8 protein-coding genes are annotated in these 22,190 nt (G+C 54.8%); 2 read left to right on the top strand and 6 right to left on the bottom strand.

Annotated elements, in window-relative coordinates:
• Positions 1 to 6: 6 nt before the first annotated feature.
• Positions 7 to 8,652 (bottom strand): cadherin domain-containing protein, encoded by an 8,646-nt coding sequence (locus HOV93_RS10730; RefSeq protein WP_207396497.1) that lies wholly within the window; start codon positions 8,650 to 8,652, stop codon positions 7 to 9.
• An 816-nt stretch (positions 8,653 to 9,468) separates the two neighbouring features.
• Between HOV93_RS10730 and HOV93_RS10735 the strand changes: the two genes are divergently transcribed.
• Positions 9,469 to 10,830 (top strand): outer membrane beta-barrel protein, encoded by a 1,362-nt coding sequence (locus HOV93_RS10735; protein ID WP_207396498.1) that lies wholly within the window; start codon positions 9,469 to 9,471, stop codon positions 10,828 to 10,830.
• A gap of 196 nt (positions 10,831 to 11,026) precedes the next feature.
• Positions 11,027 to 12,430: a porin gene (locus HOV93_RS10740; protein ID WP_207396499.1), complete on the top strand. Its 1,404-nt coding sequence runs from the start codon at positions 11,027 to 11,029 to the stop codon at positions 12,428 to 12,430.
• Positions 12,431 to 12,524: 94 nt separating this feature from the next.
• Here HOV93_RS10740 and HOV93_RS10745 read toward each other — a convergent pair whose 3' ends face one another.
• From HOV93_RS10745 to HOV93_RS10765, 5 genes are all read right to left on the bottom strand, one after another.
• Positions 12,525 to 16,007, bottom strand: a complete 3,483-nt coding sequence (locus HOV93_RS10745; protein WP_207396500.1) for a peptidylprolyl isomerase — start codon at positions 16,005 to 16,007, stop codon at positions 12,525 to 12,527.
• A gap of 259 nt (positions 16,008 to 16,266) precedes the next feature.
• Positions 16,267 to 16,608 (bottom strand): DUF3467 domain-containing protein, encoded by a 342-nt coding sequence (locus tag HOV93_RS10750; protein ID WP_207396501.1) that lies wholly within the window; start codon positions 16,606 to 16,608, stop codon positions 16,267 to 16,269.
• Between the two features lie 182 nt (positions 16,609 to 16,790).
• Complete coding sequence (locus tag HOV93_RS10755) at positions 16,791 to 19,037, bottom strand: efflux RND transporter periplasmic adaptor subunit (RefSeq protein WP_207396502.1); 2,247 nt, start codon at positions 19,035 to 19,037, stop codon at positions 16,791 to 16,793.
• A 55-nt stretch (positions 19,038 to 19,092) separates the two neighbouring features.
• On the bottom strand, positions 19,093 to 20,028 hold the full coding sequence (locus HOV93_RS10760; protein ID WP_207396503.1) for an efflux RND transporter periplasmic adaptor subunit: 936 nt from the start codon (positions 20,026 to 20,028) through the stop codon (positions 19,093 to 19,095).
• Between the two features lie 91 nt (positions 20,029 to 20,119).
• Entirely contained in the window at positions 20,120 to 22,168 is a 2,049-nt protein-coding gene (locus HOV93_RS10765) for an HlyD family efflux transporter periplasmic adaptor subunit (RefSeq protein ID WP_207396504.1), read from the bottom strand.
• Between the last annotated feature and the right edge of the window lie 22 nt (positions 22,169 to 22,190).

Raw genomic sequence — 22,190 nt, forward strand, 5'->3', positions numbered from 1 at the left:
GAGCGATTAACCTTCGAGATCCGAATTGAAATCCCAGTCGGCGAATAGATCGTCGACGCTGTCCGAATCTTCTTCGATGGCAAAGTAGTTGGCATCTTCGACCGAGTCGGCCAACAGCAGCGAGGAGTCTTCGACGGCCAGCGAGGAAACGACCGAGTCGACGTCTTCCATTTGCTGTTGAACTTCAGCGGACGAGGAGGTCGTCACTCTTACACCGTTGCGAATTAGTTCGTGGTAAACCATCGGTGCGATTGCCGCTTCGTAGCCAGTACGACCACTGATGCTTTCGACATCGACGACTTTATCAAACACGAACGAGACCGGGTTGTGGGTCTCGACCGGGGCGATCGTTTCTTCGACGATCGACTCTGTGGTCACGGCGGCCTGAAGAGCAGCCGAACCACCGACGAGCGTCTGGCCTGCGGTGGCCGAGGCGTAAGCCGTTTCCAGGATCTGGACATCCAGAGCCGAGATCATCTTACGTTGACCTGGGTCGAGGGTGGCGTTCATCACATCGCCCATATGCTCGGTCGAGTCAAGGTGATGTGCGTAGTCGTCCAAGACAGCGACGAAGTCGGAACCGATGAAGACCTTGTTGCCTTCATGGTCGGTGACGACGTTGTCCGAGAATCCTGCGTAGTGCGACATAAAGCCATACAAGTGACCCAGTTCGTGCAGAATGACCGTGTACAAGTCGTACTGGCCTTCTGCCGGACCACCTTCCAGGTCAGAGCTCCAACCTAGACCGGCACCATCGTCATCGAGCGTGAGGATACCGAATTGCGGCAGGCCATTTTCGTCGAGCCCCAGAAGCTCGGCTTCACCCAGTTGGGCATCGCCGAAGTCCTTCACAACCAGCTTGACGTCGATGGGTTCTTCCCAACCTAACGCTTCTTGCCAGTCGGTGACGGCTCTGTCGAAGACATCCTGCATCGTATCAGGGCCGTTCAGCTCGACACCCTTACCAACCCACATTTGGGTGAAGGTTTCGGGGTACTGGATGCTGCTAACATTCAGCTTGGTTTTGCCGTAGTTACCGATGAACGCGGAGAAGTCTCCCAGGCCGACCTTACCGTCGTTGTCGAAGTCCAACGCGGCCGTCATGGCGTTGTTGGCTGTCAACGTCGACTTCCCGTAAGCACTGATGAACTGGCTGAAGTCCGCGAGACCGATCTTGCCGTCGTCGTTGGCGTCGTAAGCGACCGCCCAGATATCGACATCGGCCACGTCGGTCACATCCGCGTCGACTTCGCCGATATAGCTGAGCATGACCTTCGTGTTGGTCGCTTCTAAGCCGAGCGATTCGGCCGTCAAGTCGCCACCCACCGAGACGTCGATGCCGTCGTTTGGCAGCGATTCGAGTTTGACACGACCCAGCAGGACGAACGAGCCGTTACCCAGGTCAGTCTGTTCGCTCTGGCTGCCCAGCCCGGTGATCATGCCGTTGGCATCGTCGATCGTGCCGGTACGGTTTACGTTCATCGACGAGGCGTATTCAATTTCGGTAGCCGTGAACAGGCTGGTGTCGTAGCCCAGGTCCAGCGAACCACCGTAAACGCCGGCTGCATCGGCCGTGTTGCCCCAAACTTCGACCCACAGCGAGTCCCATTCCGAGGCCCAGTCGGCACTATCCGGCAGTTCGGCCACCTGACCACTGGCATCGATGCCGGTGCGGTTCTTGTTGACGGTCACAAAGATACCGGAACCATCTTCCAGAGGCTGTCCATCTTTGGCGAAGACCGTCCCTTGCAGAGGCACAGCACCACCGGCCGCGGCTACAATCGTACCCTCGAAGTTCAGGTTGATTCCTACCATCGAACCACTGATATCGAAGGTGTTCTGAATCAAGCGGTTGAGGTCCAAGGTGAGGATATAACCACCGAGGCCATCCCCTTCGATGCTCGAGGCTTCCGCCCCGTTTGCACCCAAGGCAATGCCACCCAGGAATTCTCGCTCGGCGGCAAATGCACCACCACCATTTACTGCGGTTTTGGTTTGCACATCGACGAAGCCGGTGGCGATGTCGATTCCGAAGGAGGAGGAATCAAAACCGACATTTCCGGTATAGGCATTTCCAGAAAGCACGACTTCGGGACTACCGGCGATGCGGATCACCGTTTCGCGAACCGCGACAAAGTGGTCGGTCTCGACCGAAGCTCCGCCCACATTGATCGTTTCATGAGCTTCCAAACCGAAGTTAGCGGAACTGTCTCCATTGATCTCCGGGTTACCGCCGAGTTCGTCAGGTTCGCCCGGCGTGTACGAGCCCTCTTCGGTCAGGATCAATTCGGTACCAATGATCTCGAACGAGTCGGGATCCATTTCGTCGCCACTAAACAGGACGAAGATATTTCCGGTAAAGCTAGTTACGTTTCCGACACCATTGCCACCTTGCCCCAGGGCTTCCAGGCCGCCGATGGTGCTGGCACCTTGACCGAGGATAATAGCCGAACTATCGGCGGAAGAGATGGTGAACTTCTCGGCATCGACGATCTCAACCGATGTGTTTTCGATGGTGATCTGCGAGGTGTTGATTACGGCCCTGATCTCATCGCTGCGTGGAAGATCGGTCTCGGGGTCCCCCCCTACCAGAACGTCCTCTTCGTCGGCAGGGTTCAGGGTTATCGTTGTTTCGCTGTCGTTGAAGTCGATCGATACCAAATCGGTAACACTCTCGATATCAACACCGGCTTTGGCTTGCAGTTCCAGATAACCCAAACGTACATAACTTCCTTTACCACCGATGGAGCCGAACCCAGGGACCGGCGGTTCAAGGTCAAGCGGGTCGGCCGAACCAAAGAAGGCGTTGAAGTTGTCGACCGAGCCGTCGGCCCAGATGACAGGTTCACTACCTTCGCCCAGGGCCTTGCCAGGGGCGATAATGTCGATCACATTGACCAGGTCATCGCGGTAGTCCAGCCCCAGAATAGCAAGTCGGAACCCTTCAATCCAGGCGTTGCCGGCCTGAACGTCGTCTTCGCCAACCAGGGTGGTACCCCAGATTTCGACGAAGAAGGTTTGTTCGTCGGCGAAGCGATCGGTTGCCTGAGGCAGTCCGGCGGGGGCGACCCCGTCAAATCCCTGGGTGCTGTCCTGAGTAAGGTTGAGCACAGGAATGATCTGGAAGTCGACCGCCTTTTCGTTGGTGACCGAGATGTTCACCAAAAGCGGTGTGTCTGCGACCAAGGCGTCCAAGGTGTCTTCGGTGGCGACCAGTTCCACGTCGACAGGGGCACGATCTTGACCGACGCCGAAGTATTCAAACTCGACGACGAGTTGCCCTGCACCATTGTCGAACGACACGCTAACGATGTGACCGCCGGCGGTCACCGCCGCTTCGTTGTTCACCTCAAGCAAGACATTACTGCCTTCAGGGTCGGTGAAGAAGCTGGCAACGTCGATGTCGAAGCGTCGCACAAAGGTCGCACCGGGAACACCATCGGCAATCTCTTGCGCGGTCAGGTCCGATTCATCGACCGTTGCCAGGTCGAAGTCCATGCCGACCAGGACGGGAGCTTCGTTGACATCACCCACGTCGATGGTGAACGACTTTGAGTCGAACAGTTGGTTCATTCCAGGCGTTGGGCCGCCGTTGTCGGTCACTTTGATTTCGAGCGTATAAACCTCAGCGTTCTCGAAGTCGATCGTGGTGTTGTCCTCGATGGTGATGTTGCCGTTGCTATCGATGGCAAACACGCCGTTGGGATCACCACCGACAATTTGGAAGGTGAACGAATCGCCCGTATCGGGATCACTGACCGCGACGGTACCCACGGCGGTTCCATCCACGGCATCTTCGGCGATGCTGAATGGGCCAGGGTTGTTGTCAATGACAGGGGCTTCGTTGACGTCGTTGATGTTCACCGTGATCGTCATCGGCGTCATGTTCATCGCTTCATCGATGGCGAACACCGTGAAGACGATTTCGGAGTTGGACTCGAAGTTGAGGGCTGCGTTATTGTCGATGCGGATATCGCCTGTAATTTCGTCGATCACGAAAGTATTCGATGGATCGTCGATGTCATAGGTAACGTCTTCACCCTCATCGTCGCTTGCGGAAACGGACTGCACGATCGTGTTGTCGGCTACCGTGTTTTCATCGAGCGAGAAATCGTAGTCGACTTCGTCGAAGGTGGCCGGTGGGTTCTGGAAGACGCGGATCGTCAGCTCGAACGGATCGAACAAGAGGTCCCCATCCGATTCCAGACCTGGCTGATCGGCGTAATTAAACGTCAGCGTGAAGAAGCGTTCCTGATTCGAGAAACCTGCGTCGGGAACGTTCTGGATCAGCGAGATGGTGCCATCGGGGCTAAGCGAGAAGTAGTCAGAGCCGGTGCCACCCATGGCGACCTGCGAGTACACAATCGCGTCACCCTCTGGATCAACCGCGGTCAAGACTTCCGAGATGTTGCCCAGATCGATCGGTGTTGCAACATAATCGTCGTCGACATCCGCAAACGAGATCTCAAAGGGATCGGTCGGCGTGTCGTAGATCGGCAGTTCGTTGAGGGGGTTGATGGCGATCTCGATGTCGCCGGTGACAGTGCTGTTCGCTTCGCTTTGACCGTCATTGGCAGTGATCGTCAGCGTGATGCTGTCGGGATCGATGCCTTCGACGTCGAGTAGCTGAGCCATGTCTACGACGATTTCACCGTTGACGATGTCGAACGCACCGGTGACATCGACCGAAGTCCCGGATACGACAGCCGCATCGATCGTGTAGGTGAGATTTGACGCGGCATCGACATCTTCAAACGCCCCGCTAAGGTCATAAACCACGTCGCCGGATGAGGCACCAAGCGAGCCGGTTTTGGTTTCGACGAATTCATTGACATTCACACCGACCGGGGCAGTGAACGTCGGACTATTGTTTTCGTCGGTCACCGTGATGGTGATCGTTTTGGTGCTGAAACGTCCCTCGCTGTCGGTGACGACCAGGTCGATATCAAAGACACCGCCGGTCGCACCAAGTGCGTTCACATTGTCGAACGTGAGGCCCGCTGCATTGGCGACGACCAACTCGTAGACGTCGTCGTTCAGGTCGGCAGTGCCCATGTCATCGACCAGGGCCAACTCGAACAGGTCGACCAAATCCTGGCCCGAATTCGCGTCGCTTACTTCCAGCGAGAAAGTGAATTGGTCGTTTTCTACGTCGGTTGCTGTCAGAATGACTGCAGGCGTGAGGCTGGCCCCATCGATGATGCTGCCAGCGACGTTTTCTTCAATGGTGAATGCCGCGTCGGTTGGCGTTGTGAAGACAGGGGCTTCGTTGTCGGCCACGGTCAAATTAAGGGTGAAAGGTCCCTTGTTGAGCACGTCATCGGTAAGCAGCGTGTTATCGTCATCGAACGTGAACGTAATGGAAAACGTACCCTCGCCGTCTACGCCAAGATCTGACGAGGTAAGCTCTTTCAAAAGCGTAATCGTGCCATCGGCGTTCAACTGGAAGAAGTCCTCGTCATCCTGAGCAATGGAGTAGGTGAGCATGTCACCTTCCGGATCGATCAGGCCGATATCGAGACTGAATCCTGAGACATCGCTCGGGTCGTCGACATCCAGCAGCGAAATCGTGGGCAGCGAAACGGTACCGCCGGGAATCACTGGCAGTTCGTTCAGGTTGATAACTTCGATGTCGATGTCCTGCTGAGCAGACAACATCCCGGTGCCGTCGTCGGTAGCGACGATGGTCAGTGTGTAGCTATTGAGCGTAGGATCCTCGAAGTTCAGCTTCGTCGAGTCGGCAACGACGATGTTGTCTCCGTCGATGGCAAACGCCCCATTCCCATTTCCACCGTCGATGGTGAAAGTGAGCGTGTCCAAATCTTCGTCGGTGAAGTAGTCGGTCAGGTCGGCCACAATGGAACCATCGGTGGTTACGGCCGTCGCTGCGGAGGCGTTTTCATTGATCTGCAGCGTAGGAGCCACAACGACCACCGGGGCATCGTTCACGTCGGTGACGTTGATGGTCAGGGTAAAGCTGTCAGTCAACTGCGTACCGACTTCCCCCAGGCCGTTGCCGTCGAGGTTATCGGTAACTTGGATGTTCAGCTCGAAGGAAGTCGTGCCCCCTTCAAAGTTAAGTGCGGCCTGATCACTGACAGTGACTTCGCCGGTGGCACTATTAATTTCAAAGACAGTCTGGCCTGAACCACCGGTAATTTCAAACAAAAACGGAGGATCGTCTTCGTCCACGTCGGTTGCGGTTACCGTCGCAACGAGTGTTCCATTGGCAGTGTTTTCCGCGACATCAACCGTAGCATCACTGGTAATGACCGGTGCTTCATTGACATCGATCAAATTCACGGTGACCATCTGGGGCACCGAGTTTACGCCCCCGACTTCGCCGTTGCCATCACCGTCGAGTTTATCAGTGGCGGTGATTTCGAGGGTGTAGGAGCTCGTGGTTTCATAGTCAAGCAAGGCCCCTGCCTTAACGGTAACGATCCCGGAGGTGGCATCGATATCGAACAGCGCCGCGCCGTTGCCGCCGGTGATCGAGTAGGTCAGGTTCGTCCCTTGATCGTCGGCATCCTCATCGGTTGCAACAATCGGACCACCGGTTAGCTCTACGCCGTCCGCCGAGTTTTCTTCAATGGTTAGCGTGTACGAGTCTTCGTCGAAGACGGGCGCTTCGTTGACATCGCTCAGGTTGATCGTGATGTTCTGGGTGGTCACCAGTCCTGCACCACCGAGGCCATCTCCCTTGCTGTCGGTGACCTGAATTTCAACGGTGAAGGTACTCTTCGTTTCGAAGTCTAGATTCGAAGAATCGGCAACCGTGATCTTCCCGGTGCTGGCATCAATGGCGAACGTGCCTTCGTAGCCTGCGTCGATGCCGGTGATGGCATAGGTCAGGATATCGGTCGCGCCATCATTCGAATCAGCCGTTACGTCGCCAACATCAGCGTCCGTCGCTAAGTTTTCTTCGATTGTGAAGATGCTCTGCTCGATGCTCGGCGGGGTGTTGCGGAAGACGGTAAACGGAGTGGGCGTCGAGCTGTTGCCGGCCGCATCGGTCGCCACGAAGGTGAAATCATTTTCGCCGAGGTCCAACGCGATGTTGTCACCTACCTCGAAAGTGAAGTCGCCGGACCCGTCGGCGGTCGTCGTCCCAACGACGACCGAATTGTTATCGAGAATCTCTACGGTCGCCAAGCCTTCGGTCGTTCCGCTGAAGGTCGCTTGAACTTGATCGGTAAGATTGTTGTTTCCGGTCTTGTTATCTAATTCGACGGCTCCGACATCCGCCGGAGCGATGGTATCGATCACGATCGACAAGGCAGTCGATGCGACGCTGGTGTTGCCTGCGATATCGGTGGCCGTGGTGGTGATATCGTGCGCACCTTCGGACAGGCCGGTCGCCGGTGTGAGCGTAGCCACGCCAGAAGCATCGGCCACGACCGATCCTAAGACACCATCATTACTCGACGAGAAGGTCACGGTGGAACCAACTTCTGCCGTGACCGTGAAAGTTGGCGTGGTGACGTTGGTCAGATCGTCGACATCGGAATCGCCTGAGTCATCTGCGGCGGCCATATCAACGCCGGTTGGTGCGATCGGTGCTGTGTCGTCAAACTCGAAGACCAACTCAAACGGCGTCACGCTGACGTTACCCAGTTCGTCCTCGGTGGTGATTTCCAGCGTGTAGCTACCGGAATTAAGCACCGTGCCGGTACCGAGCAGGTCATCCAGGTCATCAATATCAAGTGTGAACGTGATCTCGCTGTCGGTCTGAGTCAGGCTCGAAATGCTAGGCGGGCTTACCGTGTTGGCCAGATCAATGCTGCCGCCGGTGCCATTTTGAATGGAAACTTGTGCCGAAACGATGGTGCTGAAATCGGTGATCGTCCCGCTGATGCCGGTCGTGTCGCTGGTAATATTGTCGCTCGTCGAGCTGCCGGTATCGACAACCACAGCCGCTTCGACCGCAGGAGCTTCATTGTCGCCGATCAAGTCGAGAATGACCGGAGCGTTGCCCATGTTCGATTCAACGTAACCAACCTCGTAACCATCGACCTGGCCGTTCAGGTTGGCGTCGTAGGCAACGTTGTACTGCGACTCGTTAAAGTTGATGCCGTAGACCGATTGGAAGTAGGCGGCTGTGTTATGATTGCCAGCACCGCGTGCTTGCAGCTCAGCGGCAACGGCTCGCATGTACTCGTTTTCAGAAACGCCACCGTCCGCATCCGTGGAGCCGAAGAGCATCACTTCGGCTAAGAATCCACCAGAGCCCGAAGTGCCCCCCACTTCGATCGTAAAGTTCGACCCGCCGGATACCTCAAACATTACGACACTGTCCAGGCTTCCATTGGCATCGGCCATGGTCTGCATCAGCGGCACATGATTGGCCGGATTGTTGCGGTCGGTGTCCTGAATGAACACGAGCGGAATCGCTGGGTCCAGGTTGCCGCCGGTGCCTTGGATTCGAAGGGCAACGATAGCAGTGCCGGAAGCAGGGTCGACTTCCAGCTGCAGATCTCGCTTTTCGCCCGGCGATCCGATTTCAAGGTTGTCTACGAAGTCGAGAGTGTTCGCAGCGAGCAGGTCGCGAATCTCAAGACTTTCCAGCCGCATGTTGCGAGAACCGCGAACAGCTTTACGCGGATTTTTGGAAGCGGAGGAGTGATTACGAACAAGAGTAGTGTTTTTCATACTTTGCACCAACGGCCAATCAAAGTTCCCGGGGAATGGTCGGTTTGCAGTCTAAGTGGAGAGTGGGGCATACGAAGACTAGGAAGAGGGGGGTAAGCCTAGCCTTGAAACTCCGTGTTCTGAACAGACAGTCCACCTGGATTAGAGAGGACTGCCCGGATCAGGTAGTTCCATTAAAATCAGGGGTTGTATCAATTTCAATCAATTACTAGGAATCTAATTGCCCATTCTTGGTATTTTACCTAGGCGGCGCATTATTTCTGACCTATGCGACCAACTAGCTTTCAGGCGAATCGCCTTCTGAACCGGTAAATTCTTCTGTAACCCACTATATAGCCAGTGGTTACGGCACAGAACTTCTAAGCCAAGCAGACTACAGACACAAACCAGGATACGTAAGAGGCCTGGGAGAAATGCACAGACAAGCGATTTTACAGGCTAATCACCATCCAAGAACGGCTTGATCGCTTTCGCTACACCCCTGCAGGCCCAACGGCTTAGACAGGTCGCATTAATTACGCGGTTTGCCTAACCAGCAAGGACGAGTATTCGCACCCCAAAAGAGCTGGCAACAAGATGGGTGATTTGCGTCGACTTTTCCAGCCCCAAAGAAGTAAACCTAGTGATATCCGGCACTTCCGTCAAACTTTTGATGGCCGGGAAACCGAATCCAATACAGACAACGCATCTGTTCGTTTCCGCACGGAAATTACGAACAACACAATCGATCGTTGCCAACGGAATTCACGAAACGTTGTACTTCACCCGATACCCAAGCGTTTTGTCTTGGGGAAATGAGTACAAGGAATGGGAAACATGCTCCGTCGCCTGACGACTGTCACACTGGCAATTGGAGGCCTGATTGCAGGCCTCAACACAACCCCGCTGCCAGCTCAGGATTTCCTCGACACCGAGGTCCAGCATTCCGAGCAAGACGTTGCCCCAACTCTCTTTGCGGAGTCGACCGCAAATGAAGAGGCTGCAACGCAGGCCGTGGAAATGCAACTTGCCAACTGCGACGCCTGCCAGTCAGACACCTGTGCAACGTGTTGCGATCCGTGTGGATCAGGCGGTTGGTTTGTCGACGGTTGGCTCGAGCAGGGCTATACCGCAAATACCGACCACCCCGGCGGTAATTTCAATGGCCCTATGGGTTTCAATGATCGAGCCGATGATTATCAGCTGAATCAGCTCTATCTGACGATGGGAAAGCAGATTAGCGAAGACTGCTGCAGCTGGGATTTTGGCGGCCGGGTCGACCTGCTATATGGTACGGACTACTTCTGGGTCGAATCAAACGGCCTGGAACGCGAACGAGATGGCTCCCGAAAATGGAATGGCCAAGGGCCACGCGATAACGATACGCGAGCGCTCAATGGCCTGGCATTACCGCAGGTCTATGCCGAAGCGTTCATCCCGGTTGGTTCCGGCGTGAAAGCCAAGTTCGGGCACTTTTACTCGCTGCTAGGTTACGAAGCGGTCCCGGCTCCTGAGAACTTCTTCTATTCGCATAGCTACAGCTTTGTTTACGGTAACCCCAAGACACACACTGGCTTTGTGACCTCGTACAGTCCTACGACCTGCTTCACAGTGCAAGCCGGTATGACCAATGGCTGGGACAACTTCGAGAACATCAACGGTTCGTATGGCTTTCTACTGGGCAGCAGTTGGTCCAATGGTGTTTCCGGCCTATCGTACGCAATGCATACCGGCAGCGAAGATCCCACCGGCAGCCAAAACCGTTATTCCCACACGATGGCTTACACTCGCAAGCTGAGCAACCGCTGGGACTATGCGTTGGTTCACGACTTTGGCGTGCAAAACGATGCGTTTCTCGATGCGGCATTTGATGCGGAAGACGCCTACTTCTATAGCTTCACCAACTACCTTTACTACCACTGGAGCGACCAGCTGTCGCTAGGTGCTCGTGCCGAGTGGTTCTGTGATGAAGACAACTGGCGTATTCAGCAGGTCCCTGTCGAGACGCTATTCACGGGCCATAACTATTACAACATCACCTTGGGTGCCAATTGGAAGCCATGCGAGCATGTCATGGTTCGCCCAGAAGCTCGGTACGACTGGTCCGATCTTAATCCGGCCGGTACGACGGGCGTGTTCAACGACTTCATGAAAGACGACATGTATACCTTCTCGGTCGACATCATTCTGTTCTTCTAAAAGGCCTAATACAAAGCACTGAGCAAAGGAGACTGGTTGCTATCAACGAGGGGACACCAGCACTGCTGGCACCATAATCGCGCAAATCGATTTAATTCCTATCAACTGGGTGGGTCGGAAATACCGATAGGACTGATACGATTTGCAAAATCGCCCCTCACAGGTTTGCGCGGCCTTAAAGCCGGCATTGGCAACCATGAAAAGCAATCAAATTACCAATATCGTCGCCAGTTCAATCTTGCTCGCAGCTGTTCTGGCTTCCCCAGTGCTTGCACAGTCCCGCACGATGGCGTCTGCGCCACGTGTAGCGGCAAACCAGGTTGAGCAAGTCTCGGCGCTGATGCCGGCATCCTCTGTCACCTTGGAAATGGACGACGCGATGGTAGCGTCTTCTAGCTCCTGCTGCGGCGACGCTGGCTGCGTGGAGTGTGCCGGGGTTTGCTCTGCACCATGCTGGAACGAGTGCGACCAGTGGTTCGTCAACGGATGGTTGGAACAAGGTTTCACTGGCAACCCCAACGCTGATGGCGGATTGATTGGCCCAGCGGGTACCAATGGCCCACTGATTTTCAACGATCAGGCCAACGAGTACATGCTCAATCAGCTGTATCTGTCTTTCGGACGAGAAGTAAGCCAGGATGCCTGCACGTGGGACATTGGCGGCCGTGTCGATGTGCTTTATGGTACCGACTACTACTTCATCCAATCGACCGGACTCGAAACCTACGACGATAACTCGCAGAAGTGGAACAGCGGCAACGGTCCCCGCGATGGGGGCGATGCAGCCTTGTATGGTCTCGCGCTTCCTCAATTTTATGTCGAAGCGAACGTCCCCTGGGGAAATGGTCTGAACCTAAAAGCGGGTCACTTCTATACGATCATGGGTTACGAGTCGGTCATGGCTCCTGAAAACTTCTTCTACTCGCACTCTTATATGATGCAGTACGGAGAACCTTTCACGCATACCGGCATTCTCGGTAGCTACCCCACCTCGTCTTGCATGACCTGGTACGGCGGTATCACTCGTGGCTGGAATACCTTTGAACAGCCCAACGGCCAAGTCGGGTTCCTGGGCGGATTCCGCTGGGAGAGCCCCAATGAAGCCACCAAGCTGAGCTTCACGCTGCATACCGGCAGCGAAGATCCGACCGGCGAAAACAACCGCACAACCTACAGCCTGGTCTTCCAACAGCGCATCAACCAGTGCTGGACTTACGTCATGGAACACAATCTGGGTACCGAAGAATACGCACGCCTGACCACCACCAGCGAATTGGCAACGGCGAATTGGTACGGGATATCCAACTATCTCTACTACACCGTGAATCCCTGTTTAGATCTGGGGGCCCGCTTAGAGTGGTTTGATGACCGCGACAATGCACGCGTCTTTGGCCTGGCCAACGACAACATCGCCAGCGGCGGCAACTACTATGAATTCACCTTGGGTGCCAATTACCATCCGGCATCCTGGTTCATCTTACGACCCGAAGCACGTTGGGATTACAGCGACCTGTCCGCTCCAGGCATCAACGGGGCCTACGACAACGGTACGTCTAAGAATCAATTCACGATCGGCTTCGACCTGATCACGATGTTCTAAACGAGATCGAACCCAACTTGCCGTGCCGCCATGCCAAGAGATGGGCGGCACGATGCTTGGATAGACGAAGAGCGACTCTCCGATGAGATTCTACCTAGTCGTCTTCGCTGCCGAAAAGCTGATCGACAGCCGATATATAGAAGTTCTCCTCAAACGTGTCCTGATCCCAGTCGATCAGACGCTCGCCAGGCTGAATGGTCGCACTCATCAGCCCTTCCTCAGAATGCCCGAAGCCGGCAACGTGTCCTAGCTCGTGCATCAGTACCGACAGCAAGTCGATTTTGCCTGCAGCCGCTGAGGTGCTGTTCGCAAGTAATTGGCCATTCTCGCTGTGAGCGCTAAACTCGGACGAATCGAGCGGGGTCGAATCGACGAACCAGCCCCAACCGGCCGCGTCATGATCGAGGTAAATCGAATTCCCGATCGTCGATGCCAACTGACTGCCTGGTAAGTCGACGATGCGAATGGTCACAACGTTCGTGTTGTTCCCGATACTGGTCGCCACAACCGCCGGCGGCAGGGCAGTGGTCACGGTGGCAATGTCTTCTCCGAGAAGAGAATCAACACTGCTTCCCACATGGACCTGGGAAGTGAGGATCGAGTCGCTCATCGCTGCTTTAAGCAATAACGGCGACCAATCGTACGTGCGACTCACACCATCGTGCGAACCGCCGACAGCACTGCGGAAGTAAGAGAATCCGCTTCCATGGGTATCGCCTGACAAATCGAAATCAATGAACACGTCGGAGTTGCTATGCTCCAGGGCTTTGAGATACGCACTGAAGTCGGCGATGCCGACGCGACCGTCGTCGTTCAAGTCGTAAACCATCGGCAGCAATCGGGCAGGAAGATTGATGTCGGTCGTCGGGCTATCGACCACGCCAACTCCATCAACAGTCAGCGAGGCATTGGTTATCGACGTCAGGAAGTCATTGAAGTCGGTACCCAGAGTCTCACCCAACTGCGGTGCATCCAGGCCATTGGCAACTGCCCCAAATCGAACTCGTCCCAAGCGAATACGCTCTCCTTCGTTCAAGCTCACCGAAGAGGATGTCACTTGGATCGTCGCGGTGCCGTTAGCGTTGTTCACGCCGGTCCCTGTGGACACAGTGAATGCGGAATCGATAACAATCGAGTTCGCCTGAAAGATCGACGAATCAAAATTCAGCGTGACAGAAGCCGCCGTGATTGCATCACCACCGGTTCCAACAGGGGTGACCCAAAGTTCCACCCAAAACGAATCCCACTCACCAATAATCTCGTCACTTTGCGGTCGGCTATCCACAACGCCGTTGCTGTCGGCATCGGTCAAATCCCGCACGGCGGTAATCATGATATTGGAAACATCGCGAACATCGACCGTTACCGTGGCGGTCGATTCCATACCTTCATCATCAATCGTGTAGGTGAACGTATCGGACCCCGTGAAGCCGGCCGCGGGCGTGTACTGCACGTTGTCACCCACCACCACAACGGTTCCCCCGGCAGCCGTAGCACTCGATGCCAGTGTGATTAGAACCGTAGAATCGGCTTCAGCAACGCCACCCTTGTCGTCGTTCTTAAGAACCGGCAGAAGCGTTGCCGTATCGCGATCGGCGATAAATATATCGTCGAATGCATCCGGCTCGTCATTAACCGGTGCAACGTTCAAGATCACCGTGGCGGATGTCCCGTAGAGACCTAGCTCATTCGCAATATCGTATTGAAACGAAACGGTTCCGCTGAAATCCGCCGGAGGTGTAAACTCGATTTCGCCTGTCGTGTGATTGACACTCAGTTCACCCACAGCCGGCTGCGACAACAAACGCAACGTGGATGGATCGAATGTGCTTCCTGAGCCCGAATCATTTGTCGACGGACTGAAGGTGACGGACTCGTCTTCGTTCAAATCAATGGAATCGGTGTTCAGTACTGGCTGAGTCCCCACGATGATTTTAATCGCTTCGTAGTCGATCGCGCTGGCAATGATTTCTCCATCCAAGTCATTGGATACCGCGACAACGATATTGTAGACACCCGGTGCAAGTCCCGAGCTTGTATTGATCTGAAGTAACCCGCTTGTGCTGTCCACCGAATAGACAAGGCCTGCCGGAGCTCGATAAGGAATGTACTCGCTGGACTTGCTTGGATCGAAATCGTCTTCGTCGTAGTAGACCAGCTCGTCCCCATCCAAGTTCGTGGCGCTTAGCTGAAACGTATAGCTACCTTCCGGTGTCATCGTGACATCGGGAATGAACGACAGGTAGGGGTTGGTCGTGCTGCTATCGGGAGCATACGTGACGTCGAACGAACGGTTGAGCGTGTTGCCTTGCCCGTCGGATACCGTGACGGTAATAGTTTCGGTTCCGGACGCCCCTTCGGGAATCTTCAACCGCAGGACGCCATTTTCCAAATCGACAAAGGTCGATACTTCGTCCATCACGACTTGCCAGTACGGTGTGGTGCCACCATTGGTATGCGTTCCGCTGATTGACTCGCGGACAACCTCGCCTTCGGTCAGAAAACCAAAAACGGTGTGCTGAAAATCTAAGTGCGGGGCCAGCCCTTCCATGATGAAGAACTGCGAATTGTTGGTATCGTCAAACGATTTGGCGAACGACAAAATCCCTGTGCCGTTGTGCCGTAGATTAGTGTTGTACTCGTCGTCAAAGTTGGGCAATGACGATCCGCCGGTACCGTTTCCATTGGGGTCGCCACCTTGAATCACAAAACTTTCATAAACCCGATGGAACGTGAGACCGTCGTAGAAGCCGCTCTCGGCCAGGTCAATGATCCGAGAGGTGGCGAGTCTCGCTTCCTCTTCGAACAAGTAGAACTCCATTGTCCCGTATCGGCTCGAATAAATCCGCAGGCTTTTGTTCCCTTGCATGACCGAAGCGATGACCGTGCCGGACGAGGAAGTCACGGTGTACGTTAATGGGTCACCGGTGGGGGAGTAACCATCCAAGGGGATATGATACGACTGACCTGCGATCAGGTCGGTTTGATCTGGGATCTCTTCCAAATAAAGGGGCTCGCCCTGCGGGATCGTCACGCCGGTGTAGCTGAGAAGTTCTTCGATTTCGAGCACACCGACAACACGCGTTCCGTCTCCAAAGACCCACGTGGGCAACTGCGAAATGTTGTTATCGACCCCGACTTGATTGAGGGTATGATTCGGATTGGTGACTTCGACGAACGGCAAGTTGAGGTAGCCTTCGCCAAACAAGGCTTTCTGCTGGGTACAGTGAGGACACCAATCGGCGCCAAAGAAGATCGCCCCGCTATCGGCAATCGCTTTGGCCAAAGCTTTGAAATCGACGTTTTCGTAGGTGACATCACCGATGGTGAGTGATTCGCCCTCAAGGGCCAACGCTTCGTTGCCCATCCCCGCATCGAGAAGCTGGCGAGCCTCTAAATGTTGCCCCTGGACTTTCCACTGGCCCCCGGGGCGTTTAGCTGCATAGCATGGCTTTGGCCGGAGAATACGCGTCAGGACCACTGCCAAAACCGAAACAGCCAGCAACATTCCGAGCACGATGGCAACAGCTGCAAAGGTAGTGGGATCGACGATGGCCATGGAATCTAAGTTAGGCATGAGGAAATTAAGAGGGGAAAGCACTTAGTCCGACGGGTGTTTGGACGGCTAAGATAGTCAAAACAGGGAAAAACAACCCCGAACCTATATGGTACATACGGGGTTATCCCATTTCCAATGAAGTTCCGTTGATAACCCCCTAAAATAGACATTCCCTTAACCCCTTGGACGCTAAGCAGGCGTCTTTCGTTCCAGGATAGCGCATAAAAAACGCAGAACAGCCAAGCCGTTCCGCGTTTGTCTTTGATGTTAAGCGAGACTATTCACCAGCGGGACGCTGTGCCGATGGAATCACTCGCTTTTGAATGTCCGTTTCGAGCGCTCCGAAGGCGGCTTCGTGACGCTGTACGGCCATGTGCAGAGCCCCCAGCATTCGCTTGGCGGTGTAATAGTTGAGAATGATTCGCTGCTGGACTTTGATCTTTTCCTGCGACTGAACCATCGGCTGAGTATTCAAACCGAAGTCAATGATCAGTTCCTCTGGCGTACCGGTCACACGGCAGAAATTGGCGTAACAGGCAATCGCACCTGATTCGTCCAATTCGACTTGCTTCGGAGCTGGTGGGGTAGCTTGACCTTGGTTTTCAGGGGCGTCCGACATGTAGATTGTCTCCTTAGAATTTAGTGTAGACCTTAGCGGTATTGGGCTAGTTTAGTCATGGCCCCCGGTTCTACGAGATGGCCTCTGCATAGTTTGTCACATCAAAGAGTGGCTTCAACCTACCCTAACCATCAAAACCGAAACAACTGGAAGAAAGGCCGATACTTTACACAGGTTAGCGATTACAGGTAGAAATGGAACGTTCGCGAAACGTATCTCCACAGGCGACTTCCCATCGGTTCCCATTGAACCCAGACTTTCGCCCGGCCCCGCATCCCCAGTTTCAATTCTTCCTCGACACCGGCCAAAGGAACTTGGGCAGGGAAGGTCGCGTTTTGAGCACGCATCCGTCCTGTCTCTTGGTCGGTGACGGCCGGCAGATCGCCTCCTTGCTGCGTGCTAAGAGCCGGCGGAATGAACTCGACCTCTTTGCTTCCCATCACGACGATGCGTCCTTTGAACGTGCGCCCAGGAAACGCATCCAGCTTGATCGCGACTTCCTGGTCCGGATTCACTAGCTCGATCTGATCCTGGTCGATATAGAGCACGGCTTCCATTTCGTCCGCGTTTCCAATTTGGCAAACGACGTCGCTCATGGAAAGACTCGCCCCTTGGTTCCGCGCATCGAAGATCGAACCGGACCATTCCGCGAGCATGCCGTTGTCACTACCGCGACTTTTCTTGTCCGGCACTGGGAACACAGTCCCATCAATCGGGGCTGGCACGTCAATTAATGCAACCTGCTGACGCTTCTTTTCGAGTTGCTCGTGGATCGACTTTAACTGCTGAATGACTTCGAGATAGGTTTGCTCCACCTCGCCACCTTGCTCGGCCCGCAATCGCTGATTGTTAAGAGCATCGGAAAGCAATTGCAGCCGTTCTTCTTCGTTTTCTAGCTCGGAAAGCTCTAAGAGCAAATCGAGGTTCGTGACCCGTGCCAACTTGGTACCGCGGGTAACCTGTTGACCAGGCTTCACCAGCATGTTTTCCAATTGACCTGGCACCACCACGAAAACGCTCTCAGCGTTTTTCGGCTGTACTTCTACCGGGCACTTTACCCACTGGGGGACGGGAATATAGACGATCCCCGCGATCACCGTCGCCACGACCGAGGCGGTAATCAAAACATTTTTCCGCTTCACCTGTGACATTCTCCCAGGGACATACAAGAACTTGCACAACTGGTATATGGGCATCACCACCAAACCGTAAACACCCGCCAAGGCGATCATCTGCCCGATGACCTTCAAGCCGTACGGCTCGAAGACCTGATTCAAAAAGAGCATGATCGAGGCGGTCACGAAGAGGCGATAAATGTTGGACGCAACCGTATAGAGACCAAAAAAGAACTGATTTCGTTCCGGCAAAAAAGGATCGTCGGGAAGTTCCATTCCCAGGAAGTATTTCGACATGAAGCGATGCAGCACGCTGCTCGCCTTTTGACGCATGTTCGGAACTTCCATGATGTCCGAGAGGATGTAATAACCGTCGTAGCGGAGCAGGGGGTTACCATTGAAGATCACCGTACTCACCGAACTGACAAACATCACCTGCAGCGCCAAGTGATTCAGCAAACCGGGTTCGCTAAACCACCAGACGAACGTGGCAATGGATGCCAAGAAGACTTCGACATACATTCCCGCCGCACCGATCGCCGCTCGATGCCACTTGTTGGGCAGCATCCACGAATCGGACACGTTGCAATAGAGACACGGCGTCATGACCAGAAACATGACACCCATTTCATGACATTCGCCACCATAGCGTTTACAGGACAGGCCGTGGCCGAATTCGTGCATGACCTTCGTGACACCTAAAACGGCCCCCAGAAGAAGCCAATTCGAGGGACCGAAGAATTCCTGAAACGATGGCAACCGACTACGGAAAACGTCGTTCTGAACCGTCACCAGCGTCACAGCGGCTGCACACAACAGCAGCACCATGATCATCGCCGGAAACGTGAAGAGCCAACGCGTGTATGGATTGAGCGTCGTCAACAAGCGATCGGGGTCAAACCCCTTGAAGCGGACGGCCAGGATGTTGGACATCAACTGGACGGTCTCTTTCCACTTCCTCTCGTCACGGCGAACTTTCAGCTGCCGTCCCTGATCCATCGCCGTGGTGATTACCAACCCACTGCGATGCAACGTTCCGATGAACTGCTGCAAGTCGGTGAAACTGATCTTCTGCGGGGCGAACTCTTTCTCGAACTTCTCTTTGATGTCCTGCAGTGAAGTCTTGCCATCCAGCATGTTCAGGATGGCGTATTCCTCTTCCTGAAAGCGAAAGTAGTTCAGCCCAATCGGTTCCTTCACCACCCAATAACCGCGACCCTGATAGGTATGCTGCCGGGCGGTGAGGTCTGGACGTGCACGTAGCGGCAGTGGACGACTGCTACTGGCAACCAAACTGTCTTGAAGACTGACCAAAGCTAAATCTCAGGGCGGGGAAGGGGGGAGTCGTAATCGCTTATAACGCGTACGCTTACTTACGATTACCTTCGAAATGAGCACTTAGTGTCGAGGGACGATCCAGGTGCAACGTCACATTAGCAACGTCGCCTGGTAAAAGCATCCACGCGTTGGCCGATGGCTGGTTCTGGACTTCCGCCGAGAAATCGAAATTCCCCGTCGCGTCGATTTCCGGACTGGCAAACACCACGGTCCCTTCCAACTTGACCAGACCACCAGGCGTTTCTGCTTCGACAGTGACCGGCTTGCCGATCACCATGCCCGGCACGTACTTATCAGCATCCAGCGATCCGTCAACCTTCAGACGTTTCAGTCCCACGACTCGCATTAATGGATCGCCAGGGCGAACCCATTCCCCTTCGTGGCGATATTTCTGCACGACGACGCCATCAATCGGTGTGGTCGTCTTGCACTTCTCGATGATCATATCGGCCGCTTCCATTTCAGCTTCCGCTTCTCCTGCGGTCATGCCGGCGACCTTGAAATTCATGTCGGCCTGTTCGGCTTGCAGTAGGGCCTTTTCCCACTGAAGCTTGGCTTTGCGAATGGTGATCTCGGCGATCGCACCTTTGACCCCTTTATTGGCGGCCTCCAGTTGTTCAAACTCGGCCTTCGAGACCTCGGCTGCTTTTGCAGCGTATTTGATATCGACCTGGTTGATCGCTTGTTCGGTGGCCTTGTCCCATTTCAGCTTCGCAATCTCGCGCTGCTTGACCGGCAGAGAATCATCGATCTGAGCGATCTGAGTTCCCACGGTGACGTAGTCGCCGCGTTCGACAGGAATGCTCACCAGAGCCCCGGTTTCTTGGGCCGGAACATTGACTTCGTCGATCAACGACACCAGGCAGCGTTCGACGACAACCTGGGCCGGCGTCGCGGAAGTTTGAGCGGAAACGTGTCCGGCAATCAGTAGCAAAGTGGCGACCGAAAGAATCACAGACTTGGACATGGGTTTCTTACCTCGTGCGATGATGGATCCTGCACACTCATTGCAGGCCGATAAAGCATTGAAATGAAATGCATCGAGCTCGATGCTGGGGTTAAAACAAAATCCGCGATTCGACGAACTCAAACAGTTCATGGAACCAAGTGTATCCCAGCGGAGCCGTTCCGCAGTGGACCTTGGCGGTTGCGGTCGCCCCCGCTCGCAGATGATGAATGTCTTGCTTGTCGATAGCCACTTTCAACTTCACGATTTGCCCCTCTTCCTCGTCAGGCTGAGCCAATCGCTGAATCTCAGTGACAGTACCGGTGAGCTGCCGACCAGGATCACTGGCCATGATGTAGGTCACCTCAAGTGCTTCGGAATCTTGCTGATGCTCTAAGGCGTATTGAATGTGCTGAATTCGTTTTTCCGGCATGCGGATTTCCAGTATCCAATCCTGGGTCGGATCGATCACCGTCATCAGCACCTGGCCCGGCTGAACGGGACGCTGCATCAGATTGTCTCGCACGTCCCACGTCACAATCTCGCCGGCAATTGGACTGGCGACATCCAAACGCGACATTTTCTCTTCAATCAACGCCACTTGTTCGTTCAGATGTTCGTACTTCTGACGGGCCTGACCGAGGTCGATGGTCAATTGCGTTGCATCAGAGGCGTTTCGCATCGTTTCGGGACGACGCTTGCGAAACTCGAGCGACTGCAGCGTCGATAAGGTCTTTTCACGATCACCGGTAAATTGTTTGTACTGCCGTTCGAGCTCAGTATTCCTCAGGCGAGCTACCATTTGGCCCTGGTCAACGTGGTCGCCGTGGTCGACCGGGACTTCGATCACTTCCCCTTCGACGTTCACGAACACTTCGCGCTGCACGACTGGAGTTAGTGTTGCCGCGCCAGCGACTTTGAACGGAGCAGGGATCAAAAACAAGGCAGCAATAACCGCCGCTACGCCGGCGATCGCCAAAACGGTTTTGGGTAGGTTTCGTGCGGTGACTAAGACCTTCGACTTGCCCAGCAAACGCCAAACCGGCGTGAGCGGGATCGAGTTGTAGTCGATCGAATTGGCCAGGGCTCGGCTGCTGTGCTCGGAGATCAGCTCGACCCCCTTCGAGAATTCCTCTTGCTGCGAGCTGTCTTCAATCTGCTCAACGACCAATGCTCCGAGGATCTCGCCCTGGAATTGGCGTTCTTCTTCTCCCTCTTCCCGCTTCATGTTGTCGGTCGCATGTTCGGGGCGACGCAGCGGAATGACGGCAATGGTTTTCGTGTGCGATTCATCGACATAGTCGTGGACCGCCGTTTCCAATTGCGGAGACAGATCATCGGTCTGTCCACTGAACCAGAAGGGTTCGCCTGTTTCAATAACGCGGGATGCCAGCTTCCCAAGTAATTGCACCTGGGTCGACCGTGCGTCGAACACGTCTTGTCCGCTCACGGCTTCCACCTTCCAGCGGCCACGACGCAAGACCACCGAAACACGGTCGCAGCCGATCAACCGCCGACCTTCATTCGCAATCGTGTAAGCTGTTTGGCGAAGATCCAGATTTTCGTGTACCGCCCGGCTGAACAGTTCGATCTTCGACCAAAGCGATTGCCGGTCAGAGAAGTCGCGTAGCTTGCGAGACTTAAACCAGTCGGTCGCCAGCCCGCACATTTGCTCCAGAAAACGGAGATAACCGCGCTGGCTGTTTGGAGCCGAGTTCGGTCGCTGGAAGATCTCGATGACCCCTTCGACCTTGTCTTCGACTTGGATCGGCGCGACCACCAGAAGCTGGTTGGTCGGATTGCCAGCCGAGTTCTCTTCGGCCCCGCCTGACTGGGGTGCCAAAAGCTGAGCTTCGGCACCTTTGAACACGCTTTCGATCAAACGCAGGTGACGAATGCCTTCGTCGCTCTTCGGATCGACCAAGGCTCGGGCAAGATTGATTTGGTAGATAAGCTGTGGCCGGCGCTGTTCGTCGTAGATCCAGGCAGCTCCTCCCACAGCAGCCAAGGCGGAAACCACCTTCGGCAAGACTTCTTTGAAATAATCCTCTGGAGGGACATCCCGCTTGGAAAGTTGGGCAATCTCCTGAATCAGACCTCGAATCTGCTTTTTCGTGCTTTCGAGGGTCTCGGGATTCACGGACGAGGGCTCTGTGGACATGCCGGGACTATTCATAATGGGA

The sequence above is a fragment of the Bremerella alba genome, from assembly GCF_013618625.1.
Taxonomy (GTDB): domain Bacteria; phylum Planctomycetota; class Planctomycetia; order Pirellulales; family Pirellulaceae; genus Bremerella; species Bremerella alba.

What these genes read in the sequence shown, in the direction of transcription:
- HOV93_RS10730 (WP_207396497.1), bottom strand. Translation starts at nt 8,652, where the DNA reads ATGAAAAACACTACTCTTGTTCGTAATCACTCCTCCGCTTCCAAAAAT.
- HOV93_RS10760 (WP_207396503.1), bottom strand. Translation starts at nt 20,028, where the DNA reads ATGTCCAAGTCTGTGATTCTTTCGGTCGCCACTTTGCTACTGATTGCC.
- HOV93_RS10750 (WP_207396501.1), bottom strand. Translation starts at nt 16,608, where the DNA reads ATGTCGGACGCCCCTGAAAACCAAGGTCAAGCTACCCCACCAGCTCCG.
- HOV93_RS10740 (WP_207396499.1), top strand. Translation starts at nt 11,027, where the DNA reads ATGAAAAGCAATCAAATTACCAATATCGTCGCCAGTTCAATCTTGCTC.
- HOV93_RS10765 (WP_207396504.1), bottom strand. Translation starts at nt 22,168, where the DNA reads ATGTCCACAGAGCCCTCGTCCGTGAATCCCGAGACCCTCGAAAGCACG.
- HOV93_RS10745 (WP_207396500.1), bottom strand. Translation starts at nt 16,007, where the DNA reads ATGCCTAACTTAGATTCCATGGCCATCGTCGATCCCACTACCTTTGCA.
- HOV93_RS10735 (WP_207396498.1), top strand. Translation starts at nt 9,469, where the DNA reads ATGCTCCGTCGCCTGACGACTGTCACACTGGCAATTGGAGGCCTGATT.